The 16,604-nt window shown below is 40.7% G+C and carries 13 protein-coding genes; 11 read left to right on the plus strand and 2 right to left on the minus strand.

Annotated features, from left to right (window positions below; all coding sequences use genetic code 11):
- From WAA20_RS04475 to rsgA, 3 genes are all read left to right on the plus strand, one after another.
- On the plus strand, window positions 1–738 hold the full coding sequence (locus tag WAA20_RS04475; RefSeq protein WP_073390132.1) for a Stp1/IreP family PP2C-type Ser/Thr phosphatase: 738 nt from the start codon (window positions 1–3) through the stop codon (window positions 736–738).
- Entirely contained in the window at window positions 735–2,783 is a 2,049-nt protein-coding gene (gene pknB, locus WAA20_RS04480; protein ID WP_073390115.1) for a Stk1 family PASTA domain-containing Ser/Thr kinase, read from the plus strand. Before WAA20_RS04475 ends, pknB begins: the two co-directional genes overlap by 4 nt.
- Window positions 2,784–2,848: 65 nt before the next feature.
- Window positions 2,849–3,766, plus strand: a complete 918-nt coding sequence (gene rsgA / locus WAA20_RS04485) for a ribosome small subunit-dependent GTPase A (protein WP_073390117.1) — start codon at window positions 2,849–2,851, stop codon at window positions 3,764–3,766.
- Window positions 3,767–3,882: 116 nt separating this feature from the next.
- Here rsgA and WAA20_RS04490 read toward each other — a convergent pair whose 3' ends face one another.
- Entirely contained in the window at window positions 3,883–5,094 is a 1,212-nt protein-coding gene (locus tag WAA20_RS04490) for a HAMP domain-containing sensor histidine kinase (RefSeq protein WP_073390118.1), read from the minus strand.
- A gap of 7 nt (window positions 5,095–5,101) precedes the next feature.
- The gene (locus tag WAA20_RS04495) at window positions 5,102–5,767 is read right to left on the minus strand and encodes a response regulator transcription factor (protein WP_073390120.1); all 666 of its coding nucleotides are present in this window, start codon (window positions 5,765–5,767) and stop codon (window positions 5,102–5,104) included.
- 179 nt (window positions 5,768–5,946) lie between these two features.
- Between WAA20_RS04495 and WAA20_RS04500 the strand changes: the two genes are divergently transcribed.
- The 8 genes from WAA20_RS04500 (at window position 5,947) to WAA20_RS04535 (ending at window position 16,437) form a co-directional block, all read left to right on the plus strand.
- Window positions 5,947–6,780: a hypothetical protein gene (locus WAA20_RS04500; RefSeq protein WP_073390121.1), complete on the plus strand. Its 834-nt coding sequence runs from the start codon at window positions 5,947–5,949 to the stop codon at window positions 6,778–6,780.
- Between the two features lie 2 nt (window positions 6,781–6,782).
- The gene (locus tag WAA20_RS04505; protein WP_073390123.1) at window positions 6,783–7,799 is read left to right on the plus strand and encodes a transglutaminase domain-containing protein; all 1,017 of its coding nucleotides are present in this window, start codon (window positions 6,783–6,785) and stop codon (window positions 7,797–7,799) included.
- A gap of 163 nt (window positions 7,800–7,962) precedes the next feature.
- Window positions 7,963–8,586 (plus strand): uridine kinase, encoded by a 624-nt coding sequence (udk, locus tag WAA20_RS04510; RefSeq protein WP_073390124.1) that lies wholly within the window; start codon window positions 7,963–7,965, stop codon window positions 8,584–8,586.
- Window positions 8,587–8,806: 220 nt separating this feature from the next.
- Window positions 8,807–10,540 (plus strand): histidine kinase, encoded by a 1,734-nt coding sequence (locus tag WAA20_RS04515; RefSeq protein ID WP_167562764.1) that lies wholly within the window; start codon window positions 8,807–8,809, stop codon window positions 10,538–10,540.
- A 137-nt stretch (window positions 10,541–10,677) separates the two neighbouring features.
- Window positions 10,678–12,114 (plus strand): ABC transporter permease subunit, encoded by a 1,437-nt coding sequence (locus tag WAA20_RS04520; protein WP_242951234.1) that lies wholly within the window; start codon window positions 10,678–10,680, stop codon window positions 12,112–12,114.
- Between the two features lie 57 nt (window positions 12,115–12,171).
- Window positions 12,172–13,146, plus strand: coding sequence for a carbohydrate ABC transporter permease (locus tag WAA20_RS04525; protein ID WP_081373978.1), 975 nt, complete (start codon window positions 12,172–12,174; stop codon window positions 13,144–13,146).
- Window positions 13,147–13,186: 40 nt separating this feature from the next.
- Window positions 13,187–14,986, plus strand: coding sequence for an extracellular solute-binding protein (locus tag WAA20_RS04530; RefSeq protein WP_073390129.1), 1,800 nt, complete (start codon window positions 13,187–13,189; stop codon window positions 14,984–14,986).
- Window positions 14,987–15,159: 173 nt separating this feature from the next.
- Window positions 15,160–16,437 carry an IS110 family transposase gene (locus WAA20_RS04535; protein WP_338802294.1) on the plus strand — a complete coding sequence of 426 codons (1,278 nt, stop codon included), beginning with the start codon at window positions 15,160–15,162 and terminating at the stop codon, window positions 16,435–16,437.
- Window positions 16,438–16,604 lie beyond the last annotated feature (167 nt).

Below are 16,604 nucleotides of genomic sequence, written 5' to 3' on the forward strand. Positions count from 1 at the left end.
ATCAAATCGTTTTCCATTACTGACATTGGAAAAGAGCGCGAGCTGAACCAGGATTATGTTTTTGAATCCCATGAGAGAATTGGAAATCTGTCCAATCTTTTTATTGTTGCGGACGGAATGGGAGGACATAATGCAGGAGACTATGCGTCACGTTTCAGTGTGAATAAAATAGTCGAAGGCATAGAAAGCTCTTTTGAGCAGAGTCCTATAAAGATCCTGAATCAGGCAATTCAGAATGCCAATTCGCTTCTTCGCCGTGTCGCAGAAGACGATATACGCATGAAGGGGATGGGGACAACCCTTGTTGCAGCAACAATTATGGGGCATTTTCTGCAGGTCGCTAATATTGGCGATAGCAGATTATACATCATAAATGGCGATAGTATCAGGCAGATCACCAGAGATCATTCTCTTGTTGAGGAGATGGTCAGAATGGGTGGTATTGACAGAGAAGCTGCGCGCAATCACATTGACAAGAACATAATAACCAGAGCTGTAGGTGCTACAGACAAACTGGATATCGACTTTTTCCAGGAAGAGCTTAATGTTGGCGATACGATCCTGATGTGTTCAGATGGTCTTACGAACATGTTAAGTGATGAAGAGATTAGGAAGATTGTCAATAAGCAGGGTGAGATAGAGGATAAAGCCCGAATACTTGTAAAGACTGCCAATGAGAATGGTGGTAAAGACAACATTTCAGTTATCCTTATTGAAATCTCGGAGGAAGACAGATGATTAGAATCGGGATGATCATCGGCGACCGCTATGAGATCCAGGAAAAGATCGGAACTGGCGGAATGTCCGATGTATATAGAGCGCTTGATCATAAATTAAACCGTCCTGTTGCAGTTAAAGTACTGAAGCAGGAATTTTCAGAAAATCAGAATTTTGTACAGAAGTTTCGTTCTGAAGCTCAGGCTGCGGCCGGGCTGATGCATCCAAATATAGTTAATGTCTACGATGTAGGCAATGATAAGGGAGTCTACTATTTCGTAATGGAGCTTGTAGACGGAATAACCCTTAAGAAGTATATAGAAAAGAAATCAAGACTTACAGTCAAAGAGGCTGTGAGTATAGGAATACAGGTTGCGATGGGACTTGATGCTGCTCACAAGAACAACATCGTTCATCGTGATATCAAGCCGCAGAATATCATGATCAGTAAAGACGGTAAGGTTAAGGTTACTGATTTTGGTATTGCAAAGGCTGCTTCCAGTAACACAATTACATCCAATGTTATGGGATCGGTTCATTACACTTCACCTGAACAGGCCAGAGGTGGTTTTTCTGATGCCAAGAGTGATATCTATTCACTGGGTGTAACTTTATTCGAGATGGTTACAGGACGTGTTCCTTTTAATGGCGATACAACTGTTGCTATTGCCATTAAGCATATTCAGGAACAGTTCCCTTCTCCGGCTACATATGCCCCAGACCTTCCAGTCAGCGTTGAGAAGATTATTCTTAAGTGCTGCCAGAAGTCTCCGGATCGTCGCTATCAGAATGCAACAGAGCTGATCAAAGATCTGAAGAGATCTCTCATCACACCTGATGAAGATTTCGTTGTTCTTGTTGATCCTGATGAAGAGGGAGCTACAAGAATAGCTTCTGATGAAGAGCAGAATATGATAAGGGGCGGTAATGCTCAGGGCGGTAAGACAGGTGAGATGCGTCTTAACGATACAGGCGTGATCGATCCTCCTGAACAGGATAAGAGACCCAGAAATAGTTATAACAACAGAGATGCCCAGAATGGACCGGCGCCGCAGCGTCCTCAGAATGATAAGAACTATCGTGATGAGTACGATGAGGGTGACTATGTTTATGACAGATCCTACAGATCAGGAAATAAGAGACGCAAGGATGTAAGACCAGATGATAACCTTGATAAGATCATGATCATCATGGCGGTAATAGCTGTAGCTCTTGTATTTATCATCCTGATATTTATAGTAGGCGGCCATCTTGGACTTTTTGGAGGTTCTGATTCTGATAATCCATCTGCAGTATCATCTCAGGAGATGTCAGGTTCAGATGCATCAGGAATAATAGTTCCCGATGTTGTCGGAATGTCCTATATTGAAGCTAAGACAACTCTTCAGGAGAAGGGTTTTAAAGTTGAAAAAGTCGACGATAACACAAGTGCTGAAGCTAAAAACGTAGTTGTAGCACAGTCACCTGACAAGGATACAAGACAGGCAAGCGGCTCAACAATTACCATCACAGTAAGTACCGGCGCACATATGAGCGCTTCAGATGCTTCTACAACAGGCGAGAGCACTAAAGAAGTAGAGATGCCTAATCTTATAGGCATGGATGAAGCTTCAGCAAGACTTACACTTGTAGAACTTGGCTTTTCAAACAGTAATGTTAATGTTGTGACTGTTAATAACAATGATACTTCACTTATTGATAAGGTTATTAACCAGAATCCTGCCAAGGGAACAAAGGTTTCTACAGATGCAGTCATCAACCTTGAGGTTTCTGTAGGCCCGGCTGCAACAGCAGCGTATGTATTTGTTGGTAATATAGATGCTCCGACTGAGAACTCATATTATACAAGCGGTGTTACAGTTAACATTACGATCACTGCTGCAGACGGAACACTTTTATATAGTTCAGCAACAAGTTCATTCCCTGTTTCTGTAGTACAGAATCAGAATCAGGCATATACGAAATCATCAACAGCAACTCTGGAGATGAGTTTTGTAGTAAATACAGAATCAGGAGCGGTGACACAGTCAGTTACAAGAACAGTTTCACTAACTCAGATGCAATAAAAACAAGTTACCATAGCTATCAGCTATGGTAATTTTCTGCCTTCAAAAAGGCATATGGAGAATTGATGCAGGGTAAGATAATTAAAGGAATAGCAGGTTTTTATTATATTGATACGCCATCCGGCAAACTATACGAATGCAGAGCCAAGGGAATCTTCAGGCAGCAGAAGATAAAGCCCCTTGTAGGCGATGATGTTATTATGGATGTCGTATCAGAAGATGATGCTACCGGCAATGTATCTGAAGTCCTGCCACGCAAGAATGAGCTTATAAGACCGCCTGTAGCCAACGTAGACCAGGCTCTTATCATATTTGCAATAGTTCATCCAAATCCGTCTTACAACCTTCTGGACAGATTCCTTATCATGATGAAGCAGCAAAACCTCCCTGTTGTCATATGCTTTAATAAGCAGGACATAGCAGGCGAAGAAGAGCAGAGAGAGCTTGAAGAAACCTACGAAAAGTGTGGATATAAGGTTCTTTTCATAAGTGTTGCCAATGGAAATGGAATAGATGAACTGAAGAGTCTTTTGAAAGGTAAGACAACAGTACTTGCAGGCCCAAGTGGAGTAGGTAAGTCATCTCTTATTAACCTTTTGCATCCTAAGGCTCAGATGGAGACAGGCGAGCTCTCAAGGAAGATAGAACGTGGTAAGAATACCACAAGGCATTCCGAACTCTTTCATGTCGAAGGACTTGGACCAGATACCTATATCATGGATACTCCGGGATTTACATCCCTTTATCTTAAAGATGTCACAATAAGAGACCTTCCTTTGTATTATCCGGAATTCGAGATGTATGAACCCGAATGCAGATTCGGCGGATGCTCTCACATTACGGAACCTGACTGCGGTGTCAAAAAGGCGGTTATGGAAGGCCATATATCACATATCAGATACGAGAACTATAAAGTTCTTTATGAAGATCTTAAAAATGCCAAACCCGTTTATGGCAAAAAAGAAGGAAGAAAACCTATGTAAACAGGTATGACTTTTGTCACTTCGTTCTAAAAGTCAAGGCAGGTCATAAGTATATTTTGAGCGCAAAAAAGTCCGAAGTACATATACCTCGGACTTTTTTATATTACAAATACATGTTACTTATGACAGATGAGTAAAGGAAGCTTGACTTTAAAAGTAATTACATCCGCATCACTTTCTGCCCATATATCACCGCCGTGCTGGGTTATGATCTGCCTGGCTATAGAAAGCCCCAGACCATAACTTCCATTATGAGATCTGGATGAGTCAGTTCTGTAGAATCTTGTAAAAATAGCTTTCAGCTCCCTGTCAGTGAGCGCATCTCCCTTATTTGATACAGATAAAAGAACAGTAGCAGGATTTTGCTTTGACAGCTTTATCTCGATATTTGAGCCGTCGTGTGCATATTTGCCGGCATTATCTAAAAGGATATCTACAACTTCACGAAGCTTACTCATATCGCCTTTGACGTAAAGATTTTCGTCCACAGCTGTTTCAAGCAAATGCCCTCTTTCATAAAGTTCAACCTCCATAACAAGAGATTCATCAGTTACGAGGCTGGACAGATCAACAGTTACAAAGTTTTCTTTTGGTATACCTCTGTCAATACGAGCAAGATCCAGAAGATGCATTATCAGAGTCTTCATCTGTGAAGATTCCGTTAGTATATTAGAAATATACTTTTTCTGTGTATCAGTTTTAGTGGTTTCTTTATTCAAAAGCTCTGCATTTGTAAGTATGACTGTAAGCGGAGTCTTAAGCTCATGTGAAGCGTCTGCGATAAACTGCTTTTGCCTGTTCCATGCAAACTCTATCGGCTTAACGATCCATCTGGAAAGATAGATAGTCAGTAAGGTTACAACAGCCATGGACACGGCGTACAGGATAATACAAGTCTTGAAAAGAGAGTAAGCATATAGCTCATCTTCTGTAGAATCTGATATCGCATACCATGTTCCATTAGCCTTCTCCGTGTAGTTGTAGTACAGATGCGATTTTTCAAGCAGCATATCATTTTCGCCATAGTGATCCTGACGAATCTCGCGATATATATTTTCAAGCTGAGTCCTGTTGTACTCCATACTGAAATATCTGGTGATAGTACCAACACGGTTTACATAAAAAGCAGAATAGGTAAGCGAAGAAGGATTATCCCTGGGAGAAAGGATCTCTTCCGGTTTATCCAAAATAACATTAAGGGCAGTTGATGCATTACTTCTTGCCAGATTAAATTCCAAAACAGGAATACTGATAAAAAGGATTCCAAGTAAAACTGCCGAAATGGCTATCATTGTCAGAATGAATCTTTTTCTAAGTCGTTTGATCATATAAACCTCAGAATTCCAGGTGATAACCAACGCCTCTTATAGCGCTGATAGTTACTTTGCTTCCAAGCTTTTTGAGCTTCTTACGAAGAAATGCAACATAAACTTCAACATTATTCTCTATGGCTTCCGAATCATATCCCCAAACCTGATCAAGGATCCTTGACTTGGGAATATTGCTGCTTCCTGCCTGCATAAGAAGGCGAAGAACATCGAATTCCTTAGAAGAAAGCCTTATGCTTTCAGCGCCGCAGGACATGCTGATACCTGCAAGGTCAAGCCTTAGATCTCCAAATGTTATTTCATCTACCTGATCCTTCTGACGTCTTGTAAGAGCATGGATGCAGGCTATAAGCTCTCTTGATTCAAAGGGCTTTGTAAGATAATAGTCAGCGCCGCTGTCGAGCCCTTTTACACGGTCATCAAGATCAGCCTTGGCAGTCAGCATCAGGATCGGAGTGCCGTTGTGTTCACGCCTTAAGGTGGCAGCCACTTCAAAGCCGTTTATTTTGGGCAGCATTACGTCCAGTACGATAAGGTCATAAATATTAAGGCGTGCTTTATCCAGGCCTTCTACGCCGTCATAAGCCGCCTCAGCTTCATATTTATTGGATTTAAGAAGGTCCACGATAGAATCAGCCAGAATCTTTTCATCCTCAACAACAAGAATTCGCATAATAGTCTCCACTGAAAAAGTTTTGATGTCTTTAATATTTCTATATTTTCTAATATATCATAGGATTCTGAAAAATTACTGAAATCGTAAATTATTCACCTTTTTCATCCGATAAAGAACTAGATGGGTAGTACACCATGTTTATTAGGCATGAGTTGTTTTGGAGGTAAGAGGTCTTTATGAAAAAATCTATTGCTAAAAAATCAGTATCACTAATGATCGTTGCAGTATTCACAGTTCTTATGTTTTTTACCACCACATCTTTTGATAGCCGTGCTGAAGATCCCTATGAGATACTTCTTTCTGCAACAACGGTATATAACGGTGTCGATTACAGCGCAGAGTACGATGCCTACTGCTATTACATGAACTATGCAGACCTTCGGGCAGCATTCGGAATGGATCCAAATGCGCTTATCATGCACTATGCACTTTATGGAAGATATGAAGGAAGAATAGCAAACAGACTTATTTCCTCCGAAGAAGTAGTAGTGCCCTCCGGAGACAGCACGGTTACTGTCATTGAGATAACCCAGCATGATAACGGAGGAATGACGGCCAAGCAGGAACAGATAGCAAGAAACAAGGCTTCCCAGATCGCAACTGAGATCAAAAAGGCAGCAGGAAACTATACTCCCAAGAAAGGTACAGGAGTAGAAATCCTTGAATGTGCCTATGCAGCAGGAATCGTTCAGGCATATTGCAATGATGGAACCTATACAACTCAGGGCAAGAATTATCGTACTGCTTATGGCGTGTTTGTAGCACGTGAATACTCAAGTGAAGGCGCAACAAGAGCCCTCGGACTTATCCTTGACTACCTGGGAATCCGCTGGGAACACGCTAATATCGGAACCTATGCAGATCAGTGGTGCAGAGTTATAGCTGACGGACAGGAAGGCTACGCAGACGGCGTTAACGGCGTGGCAGGATACGGCAAGAGTTCCCTTGAAGGCGGCAACGGTAAAGAAATCAGTTATGCAGATGTAAGAGAGATGTTCAGCGTATATTGATCATGAATAAGGATTATCTTCTGACAATGAGAAAAAAGATATGTATACTAAATAAGACTTTTGCAAGAAAAGCCGCGGTAGTAATACTTGCGGCTATTCTTGCTGTTTTAAGCATACCTACACGCTCATTTGCAGAAGAGCTTACATCCATCAATGTTAATACCTTCGAGAATGCTGACAGGATCACATCTCTTCATATAGGCAAAAATGTAAAAGAGATATCCAGCAACTCTTTTGTCAACATGTTCAACCTGAAAGAAATAACAGTAAGTTCAAATAACCGCTATTTCTCATCCTATGACGGATGCCTTTATGACAAGAACATCAATACCCTTCTGTGCTTCCCTCAGGCAAGAAACTCTGCATACATCCCGGATTCTGTCGTAGCCATAGGTCAGCATGCCCTTGACGGCGTAGAAACGGACCTTAAGAAGCAGATAGAAGCTACTATCGCCTACAATAGTGAAGCTGGTGGCGAGGAAAAAGATATTACGACTCCCCACCTTGTTCATACTGCAAACGGAATCATGTGGGATGATGGAAAGGGCAACATTGTATCAGTTAATGACGGCCTCCTTCTTGTTGTTGCACAGTTTGTAGAAGATAATACCAAGAGTGGCATGAGACAAAATGAACAGCTAAAGAGCTGCTACGACAGCCTTATGGAAAATGTCGAATATACTGACTATTTCTATTCACCGGCAGGAGACTGGACAAGGGAAAAGGCACTGTCTACCCTTTCTTCAAAGTCAGGGGATTCTTATGGCTTTGCTGCAGCCTTTGCCTATATAGCTGCCAGCCTTGGATATAAGTCAAGAGTCATGGTAGGAATCATTACAGACAGCGAAGGGAAGAGTCAGGCAGCGGCCTGGGTACAGGTCGAAATTGACGGCACATTCTATGTGTTTGACCCTGCCATGGAAAAAAATCTTGGGTCAGACTGCTATAAAATCCCCATCGGATCTAGCGTTGACGGAATTACGCGTACAAATAATGCGTCTTATACAGTTGTTTTTTGAATAAATACTCTAGCTATTTTGCTGAAGAATCCTCTATTATATAATAAGAATTAGGAAATATTTCTCAAATTAAATTAAGGTATTGACTATACTGCGTATTTTGAGATATTCTGTATCACGATGATTTTTTCTGGTCATCAGCTTTTTTCAGGAGGAATTTAAGATGTCTAAGACACCATTTATCATAGGAATCGCTGGAGGAACCGGTTCAGGAAAGTCCACTTTTACCAACAGACTTAAAGATATATTCAAAGATCAGGTAACAGTCCTGTATTACGATAACTACTACAAGGCTCATAATGACCTTCCATTTGAAGAAAGAAAGAAGATCAATTATGACCATCCCGATGCATTTGAAACAGAACTTCTTCTTGAGCACCTCAAAATGCTCAAAGCAGGTAAGTCAATAGAATGTCCTGTTTACGATTACAAACAGCACAACCGTACAGATGAAGTTACTATCGTAGAGCCTAGAGATATCATCCTTCTTGAAGGCATTTTAGTACTTGCTGATTCACGTCTTCGCGATCAGATGGATATCAAGATCTTCGTAGAAGCAGATGCCGATGAGAGAATCCTTCGCCGTGTAGTACGTGACGTTAAGGAAAGAGGCAGAGATATAGACAACATCGTAGAGCAGTATCTTACAACAGTTAAGCCCATGCATTATCTCTATGTTGAGCCTACAAGAGTCTATGCAGATCTTGTAATCAACAGCGGAATGAATGACATGGCCCTTGATGTTATGGCGACCAAGATCAATTCACTTATTGAATGTAAGAACTGATATGTTATATATATATGACTTTTTGTCGTTTTGTTCCCCGATTAATACTATTTATAAGCCGGTGCGATGCATCGGCTTTTTATTATGGGCCAGATAAATTATACATGTGCTATAATACTTGAAGCAGTGTTAATCCATTTTATGATCTCAGAATATGAAATTTTTTAATAAGGGTAATATTCAAAAACAGCTATTACACATATACATTATCGCAGGATTAGTGCCAATTGGAATAATTGGTACTATTTTGCTTGTAAGCACATTCTCCATGTTCATGGGATATAACAGAAATCTCTTAGAGTCTTATGGGCAAAGAGTCTCTACAACCCTTTTTGAAATTACAACCCAGGCTTTTAATATCTCTGAGAAGTTTACTTATAGTGAAGATGTCTGGAATATCCTTTCTCATGATTATCGGGATATTGATGAAGAGAAGAATACAATTGACAAGATCGACATAATAGAAAGCTTTAACTATGAATATACTGCTATAGAGAGCGTGGAAATCTATTCGGATAACCCAAGTATCAGAGATTACAAGGAATTTTATCTGGCTACAGATGATATCAAAGGATCTGAATGGTACAAAAAAGCCATAACTCAGAAGGCAGCCTTCTGGAGAGGACTTTCAAGACAGGACAAAAATGGCATAACCTACTACAACATCTGTCTTATAAGGCAGATACCTCTTGTTGATTCCAAATATAATGCAGTCCTTATCATAAGACTGAGCGACAACTATTTTAAGACAAGGCTCAGAGAGCAGCAGTATGAAGTTGCTATCTCGGTTAATGACGGGACGATTTCTTTTAGTTCTGACAATTCAAGCTATGGCGACAGCCTATACGACATTGTCCCCGTTGATCATGCCAACAAACACTATACCTATAATGGCATGCAAATGCTGGGCGGGACCTTTACAATGTTAAATTGTAACACCCTTTCGGCCTACAGGGCTGATTCAGTATTTTATATAACCACTCTGGATCATAATTCAGTAAAAAGAGTAATTCTTATCATTTTCTTTATAGTCGTGATCCTGTTAGTTGCGCTTATCGTTCCTTATGAGATATTAAGGATCTTTTCAAAATATTTTGCAGGCAGAGTCAAGATGCTTAAAAGCTCTATGCACAAGGTTTCAAGCGGAGAATATGATATTCCGCCTTCACTTAATGGTGAAGATGAGATATCAGAAGCATTTTCAGACCTGGTAGTCACAGCCCATGAGATCAAGCAAAAGAATGCGCAGATGTATAAAGCTGAGCTTGATAAAAAAGAGCTCTTGAGCAGGCAAAGCGAGATGGAGCTTAAGATGCTCACAAGCCAGATCAATCCTCACTTTTTGTATAACACACTTGAAACCATAAGAATGAAGGCTGTTACAGCCAAAGATAAAGAAGTTGCAGGCGCCATCAAAACCCTTGGCAAGATGCTGAGATTCGTTCTTGATAAAGGTAATTCTGAAGAAGTCAGCCTTGCAAACTCCATTGACCATGTAGAAAATTATCTTTCGATCCAGAAAATGAGATTTGGAGATAAGATCAACTATGAAATAAGTATAGATGAATCGATAGATACATATAAGGTAACAACGCTTCCACTTATAATCCAGCCACTTGTAGAAAATGCCATACAGCATGGCCTTAGGGAGAAGGACGGCAAAGGCATCTTAAGAGTTGATATTACCAAAGTCATGCTGGGAGATAACAAGGAATATGAAGCTCTAAAGATCATGGTAACAGATAATGGAGGTGGTATGTCAGAAGGAAGGCTTGAAGAGCTTAAGGAAAGCATAAAGACTCCTTCAGATGATGGGCGCAGTATTGGAATAGCCAATGTATATAACAGAATAAGACTTAAGTATGGTGATCCTTACGGAATGACGATAGATTCAGCGCAAGGTGCAGGAACCGTAATCAACTTATATGTTCCTGTACAAATCCGTAATAATTAAATGGATGTTTAATTATTACCGTACTTTTTGTTAAATAGTTAAGGTACTGAATTTCGCTAATAAAAGATAAACTTTTATTAACAGGTTCGGTACTTTTTTTGTTGGGAACAGGGAAAGACCAGAGGGGGAGGAGCGACGTGGGAAACTCTAAATTATCTGACAAGATCTATTATGTGTATCGTCTTATGGCAATAATGCTATTTGTACTTCTTTTCTTGCCTGCAGCTAATCCTGCAAGGATCAGCGGTATGGTAGGTCGTAGTATTTCTCTTTTAACAGCCGGCTTTTCATATGGAACTTTGATCGATAATTTTGGCCGCGCTTTCAGAAAAGAATGGATACTTGAAAGCACAATGAGACTTGATAGCATTTCAAGCTTATTTGTTTGTATTGGTATATTTGCCTGTGCTCTTGGCGCATGCCTTTCAATTGGTAATAACAAGTGCAGGCGCCTTGGCAATATCATAAGCACTGCAGGCAGCAGCATTTCACTTATTGCACTTCAGGGAATCTATGTGGCATACACACAGGTAGCTCATACCAAAAAGCCCGAGAAGATAGATCCGACTTTTCCGCCGTTTTATTACGGAATCCTTGCGATCCTTGTTGTGATGCTGGCAGTTTCAGTATATGAACTGATAGTTGCCTTAAAAGCTCCTGGGGAAAAGAAATTCTATATGGAAACTAAGTACAGGCTCTTTCTTATGATGATGCCATTTATACTTCTTACTTTCGTTTTTAGTTATCTTCCTCTGTTTGGCTGGAGATATGCCTTTTTTGATTATAAATCAGGTGACACACTTTCTTTTGAAAATTTTGTCGGATTTAAGTGGTTTACACAGCTTGTAAGAAATGCAGCCACGAGGTCAGATATGATCAGAGTTATGAAGAACACTCTTGGAATGAGCTTTCTTGGTATATTGACAAGCTGGATGCCAATGGTATTTGCAATCTTTCTTTCAGAGATTAAGAATTCAAGATTCAGAAGATTCGTTCAGACCTTTACTACTATTCCTAACTTCATAAGCTGGGTTTTGGTTTTTGCCATTGCTTTCTCGATCTTTTCTACAGATGGATTCATAAGTTCGCTCATGATAAATCTTAACATCTGGGATCAGGGCAAGAATTTCCTTATGAGCAGTGACTATATCTGGATCAAGATGCTTATGTGGGGCTTGTGGAAAGGACTTGGATGGAGCGCGATCATCTACATTGCAGGTATTTCCGGAATAGACCAGCAGTTATATGAAGCGGCAACAGTTGACGGAGCAGGAAGATTCCAGAGAATGTGGCATGTAACAGTACCGGGACTTATGCCTACTTTCTATGTGCTTCTTCTTATGTCCATAGCCGGAATACTTTCAAATGGTATGGACCAGTACCTTGTATTTGAGAATTCAACCAATACAACAGATATCATGGTTTTGGATCTGTATGTTTACAAGATGGGTATCGTAAATGGAGCTATTCCGTTTTCTACGGCAGTAGGAATGCTTAAGTCTGTAGTCTCTGTGATCCTTCTTTTTACAGCCAATAACGTATCAAAACTTGTAAGGGGTGAGACTATCGTCTGATCATATTACTTTACTTTGAGAATACTAATCATACACATGATATAAGGAGAAAAAGACATGGCTAAAACAGCGCAGGAAAGAGCTGATGAAAAAGCTGAAAGGCTATATTACAAAAAACATAAAAAGCCCGGAAAAATAACACTTGCAGACGTCATCTTCAATGTGATCAATTATCTTGTTTTTGCACTGTTTACATTTATATGCATATTCCCGTTTTATTATCTGTTTATCAATACGATCTCAGATAATGAACTGGTAAGAAAAGGACTTATCAACTTCTTTCCACGAGGAATACATTTTGGAAACTATGTAAGACTGATGGCAGTAAATGACCTGTTCTTATCAACACTTGTCACTGTTTCAAGAACTGTCCTTGGCACTGCGCTTATGGTAACAGCATCAGGCTTTGTGGGATATCTTGTGACCCAGAAGGAGATGTGGGGGAGAAGCTTCTGGTACAGATTTATTGTGGTCACCATGTATTTTAATGCAGGTATCATTCCATGGTATCTGAATATGTCCATGCTGGGACTTACCAATAGCTTTGCGGCTTATGTGATCCCCGGAATAGTAGCTCCTTACAATATCATTTTGGTCAAGACCTATATAGAATCTTCAATTCCTTCAGAACTTGAAGAAAGTGCCCAGCTTGACGGAGCTTCCAAGATGAAGATATTTACATCTATTATATGGCCCTTGTCCAAGCCGATACTTGCGACAATCGCAGTATTCGGAGCAGTAGGACAATGGAACTCATTCCAGGATTCACTTATCCTTATGCAGTCAGCTCCAAAGCTTTATACCTTGCAGCACAGACTCTATATCTATCTTAATACAACTTCAAACCTTGCAGCTCTTATGTCATCCGGTAGTACATCCGGTATAAGCCAGACAGTTCTTGAATCTGCATTAAACGGGAAGGTCATAAAGTATACTATTTCAATGGTCACTATCATTCCTATATTATGCGTATACCCATTCATGCAAAGGTACTTTGAAAAAGGAATCATGATGGGTGCCGTAAAGGGATGATCTATATAAAACTATTTTTATCACAGGAGGGTGAAAAAGAATGAAGTATAAGAAATTACTTGCACTTCTAACGACAGCATCTATGGTGGCATCACTGGCAGCATGCTCCGGAACATCAACTACTTCTGGAACAGCAGATACAGCAGGGGGTACTGAGTCTGGTGCAGCAGGCAATGAAGCCGGAGAAGCAGGAGACGTTGCAGATGGAGAACTTGAAGGTGATCTGTCTGATGTAGTTCCTGAAGAGACTATCACGCTGGATGTATATGATCAGCTTGCTAACTATTCAGGAGAACAGATCGGATGGTTTGCCAAGGTAATGCTTGATAAGTTCAATGTTAAGCTCAATATCATCCCTGAAGCAGACGGCGTCTATGACACACGTATGGAATCAGGAAATCTTGGCGATATCGTTATCTGGGGAGCAGACGGCGATGATTATGTTCAGGCAGTTAATAAGGGAATGCTCTTCGACTGGGAAGAAGATGATATACTTGCAGATTACGGCCCTTATATCCTTGCTAATATGGACAAAGCTCTTGAGAAAAACCGCAGCATCAATGCAGATGGCAAGATATACGGATTTGGTCATGACGTAGCCTACTCTGCAGAAGATACACAGTCAGTCATGTATGAATGGGATCTTAGATTCGATCTGTATCAGGAGATCGGAGCACCTGAGATCACAGATTTTGATTCACTTGTAGAAGTTCTTGCCAAGATGCAGGAAGTATGTCCTACAGATGATAATGGTAATAAGACCTATGGCGTATCACTTTTCAATGACTGGGATGGTGATATGGTCATGTTCGTAAAGTCTACTGCATCTGCATACTATGGTTATGATGAATTTGGTATAGGTCTTTATGATCCTTCAACAGGAGAGTACCATCCTGCTCTTGAAGAAAATGGCCCTTACCTTACAGCTCTTAAGTTCTACAATGACTTATATCAAAGAGGTCTTGTGGATCCTGATTCACAGACACAGGGATATGACGGACTTGCAGAAGATTACCAGAATGGTACAGCATTTTTTAACGTATTCAACTTCCTTGGATCAGCGATCTACAACTCAGAGACACATATAAGCGAAGGCAAGATGATGTATCCTGTCAAACCCAAAGATGCTTCACCTATCATCTATGGCCAAAACATCTATGGGTCAAACAGAATATGGTCGATCGGTGCAAACACAGAATATCCTGAGCTTTGCATGGCAATCATCAACTGGCTTTCAACTCCTGAAGGAAGACTTACAGCAGAGTATGGTCCACAGGGTACTTGCTGGGATTATGATGAAAACGGCGGCGCATACCTTACAGAACTTGGACTTTCCTGCAAGACAGATTCTACAACAACTCTTACAGGCGATTACAGCGGAACATTTGATGATGGTTCATTCAAGATGAACAATACAACATGGGCTCTTGATTCACTTAATCCAGATTCAAAACTTTCAGAGACTTATAACTACAAGAACTGGGAGAGTTATAAGGCAATCGATGCTTCTGAAATAGAGAAGTCATGGATCGAATGGTCCGGAGCACAGACGCCTGATGAATATATTAAGGCAACAGATTATATCCTTGCGCCAGGTACAACATATTCTGCAGGAACACATTCAGATGAGCTTCAGGTTGTATGGGATCAGGTTGCTACATGCATTAAGGATTACTCCTGGAAGGCTATCTATGCAGAGACAGATGAGGAATTCGAAGCTATAGTAAGCGAGATGATCCAGCAGGCAACAGATTATGGTTATGACCAGTGCGTAGAGTTTCAGGAAGGTGAGGCACAGCTTCGCAAAGCAGCGGAACAGGAAGCACTCGCAGCTAACTAAATTTTGATTTTGTCATTTTTATAATAGAACTTCCCAATTATTTGTGGACATAATGGAGCATTCCTGTAATTCAGAAATAACGCCAATTGAATAAAAAGAAACCTCTAAGTAAGATAAAGGTGTTCATCTTGGCGGATGAAAAAACATCTTATGCTAACCGGAGGTTTCTCAAAATGAATTTTACACAGAATGACAGACTTAAGCAAGTTACGGCAAATACATTGATTGTTGGGGTTGATGTTGGATCACAGACACATTTCTGTAGAGCGTTTGACTGGAGGGGATTTGAGCTATCCAGAAGAGTGTTTAAGTTTAGTAACGACCGAATGGGATTCCTTACATTCCTTCGATGGACTGAGGAACTCATGAATAAGACCGAAATGAAGAAGGTTATTGTTGGCTGCGAGCCTACTGGTTGCTACTGGCTTACGTTTCAGAAGTTTTTACAGGATCATGATGTAAAGCTTGTAACAGTAAATCCATTTACTGTAAATAGAAGCAAAGAACTGGATGATAACAGCCCAGAAAAGAGTGATCTAAAGGATCCTAAAACAATTGCTATGTTGGTTAAAGAAGGAAGATATTCAACTTCTTATCTGCCGGAAGGAGTATATGCGGAGATTAGAGAAGCCTCTGTGTGTAGAGACCAGATCATGAAGCAGCATGTGCGTCTGTCTAATCAGATACAGGGATGGTTGCAAAAATTCTTTCCTGAGTATCTGGATTGTTATTCCGATTGGGATTCAACAAGTGGACTTATGCTTTTAAAGAGTGCACCACTTCCACAGGATATCCTAAAAATTGGGGCAGGTGGAATCAATCAGATATGGCGTGATGCAAAGGTACGTGCAGCAGGGCTAAAGAGGGCTCAGACCCTGGTAGAAGCTGCACAGGAAAGTGTAGGTTTAGAAGCTGGTGAGGCTGCAAGACTCGAGATTTGGGTTCTTGTGAATGACTATATACTGAAGGCAGAACAGCTCAAAAGACTTGATGAATACCTGGAGGAAAAAGTAAAAGAAGTACCGAATGTGGAGAAACTGCTCGCCATTAAAGGAGTAGGGATGAGTACTGTGATTGGCTTTATAGCAGAGGTTGGTGATATCGGACGTTTCACTGACCCAAAGCAGATACAGAAGCTTGCAGGGCTAGAGATAGTCAAAAAGAGTTCTGGAAAGAAAAAAGGGCAGCCAAGAATCAGTAAGAGGGGCAGAAGAAAGTTACGTAGAACAATGTATGAATCGGCTCGTGCACTGATGAACTGGAATCCTGCATTTCAAGATGTATTCCTTTCTTATTACAGGAACAGAACAAGAAATCCTCTTGGAGGAATGCAGGCAAAGATAGCAGTTGCATGTAAGGCTATCAGAGTGTTCTATGTAATACTACAGACAGGTTGTGACTTTGATGAAGAAAAGTTCCGAAGGGACATCATCAGACCGGAAGCAGCCTAATTAAAACAGCACATACTGTACCAGACAACGTCCGCCAAGAGTTCAATTGGTGCTGGATTACAGGAGTGCTCTCTAGCAATGACAAAGCAGAGCGAAGCCGCTAAGACATACTATATAGGGCATGACCCTGGAATGGAGCAGAGGCGGCACCCCACTATGGGTAGGCT

The organism is Butyrivibrio fibrisolvens (genome assembly GCF_037113525.1).
Taxonomy (GTDB): Bacteria; Bacillota; Clostridia; order Lachnospirales; family Lachnospiraceae; genus Butyrivibrio; species Butyrivibrio fibrisolvens.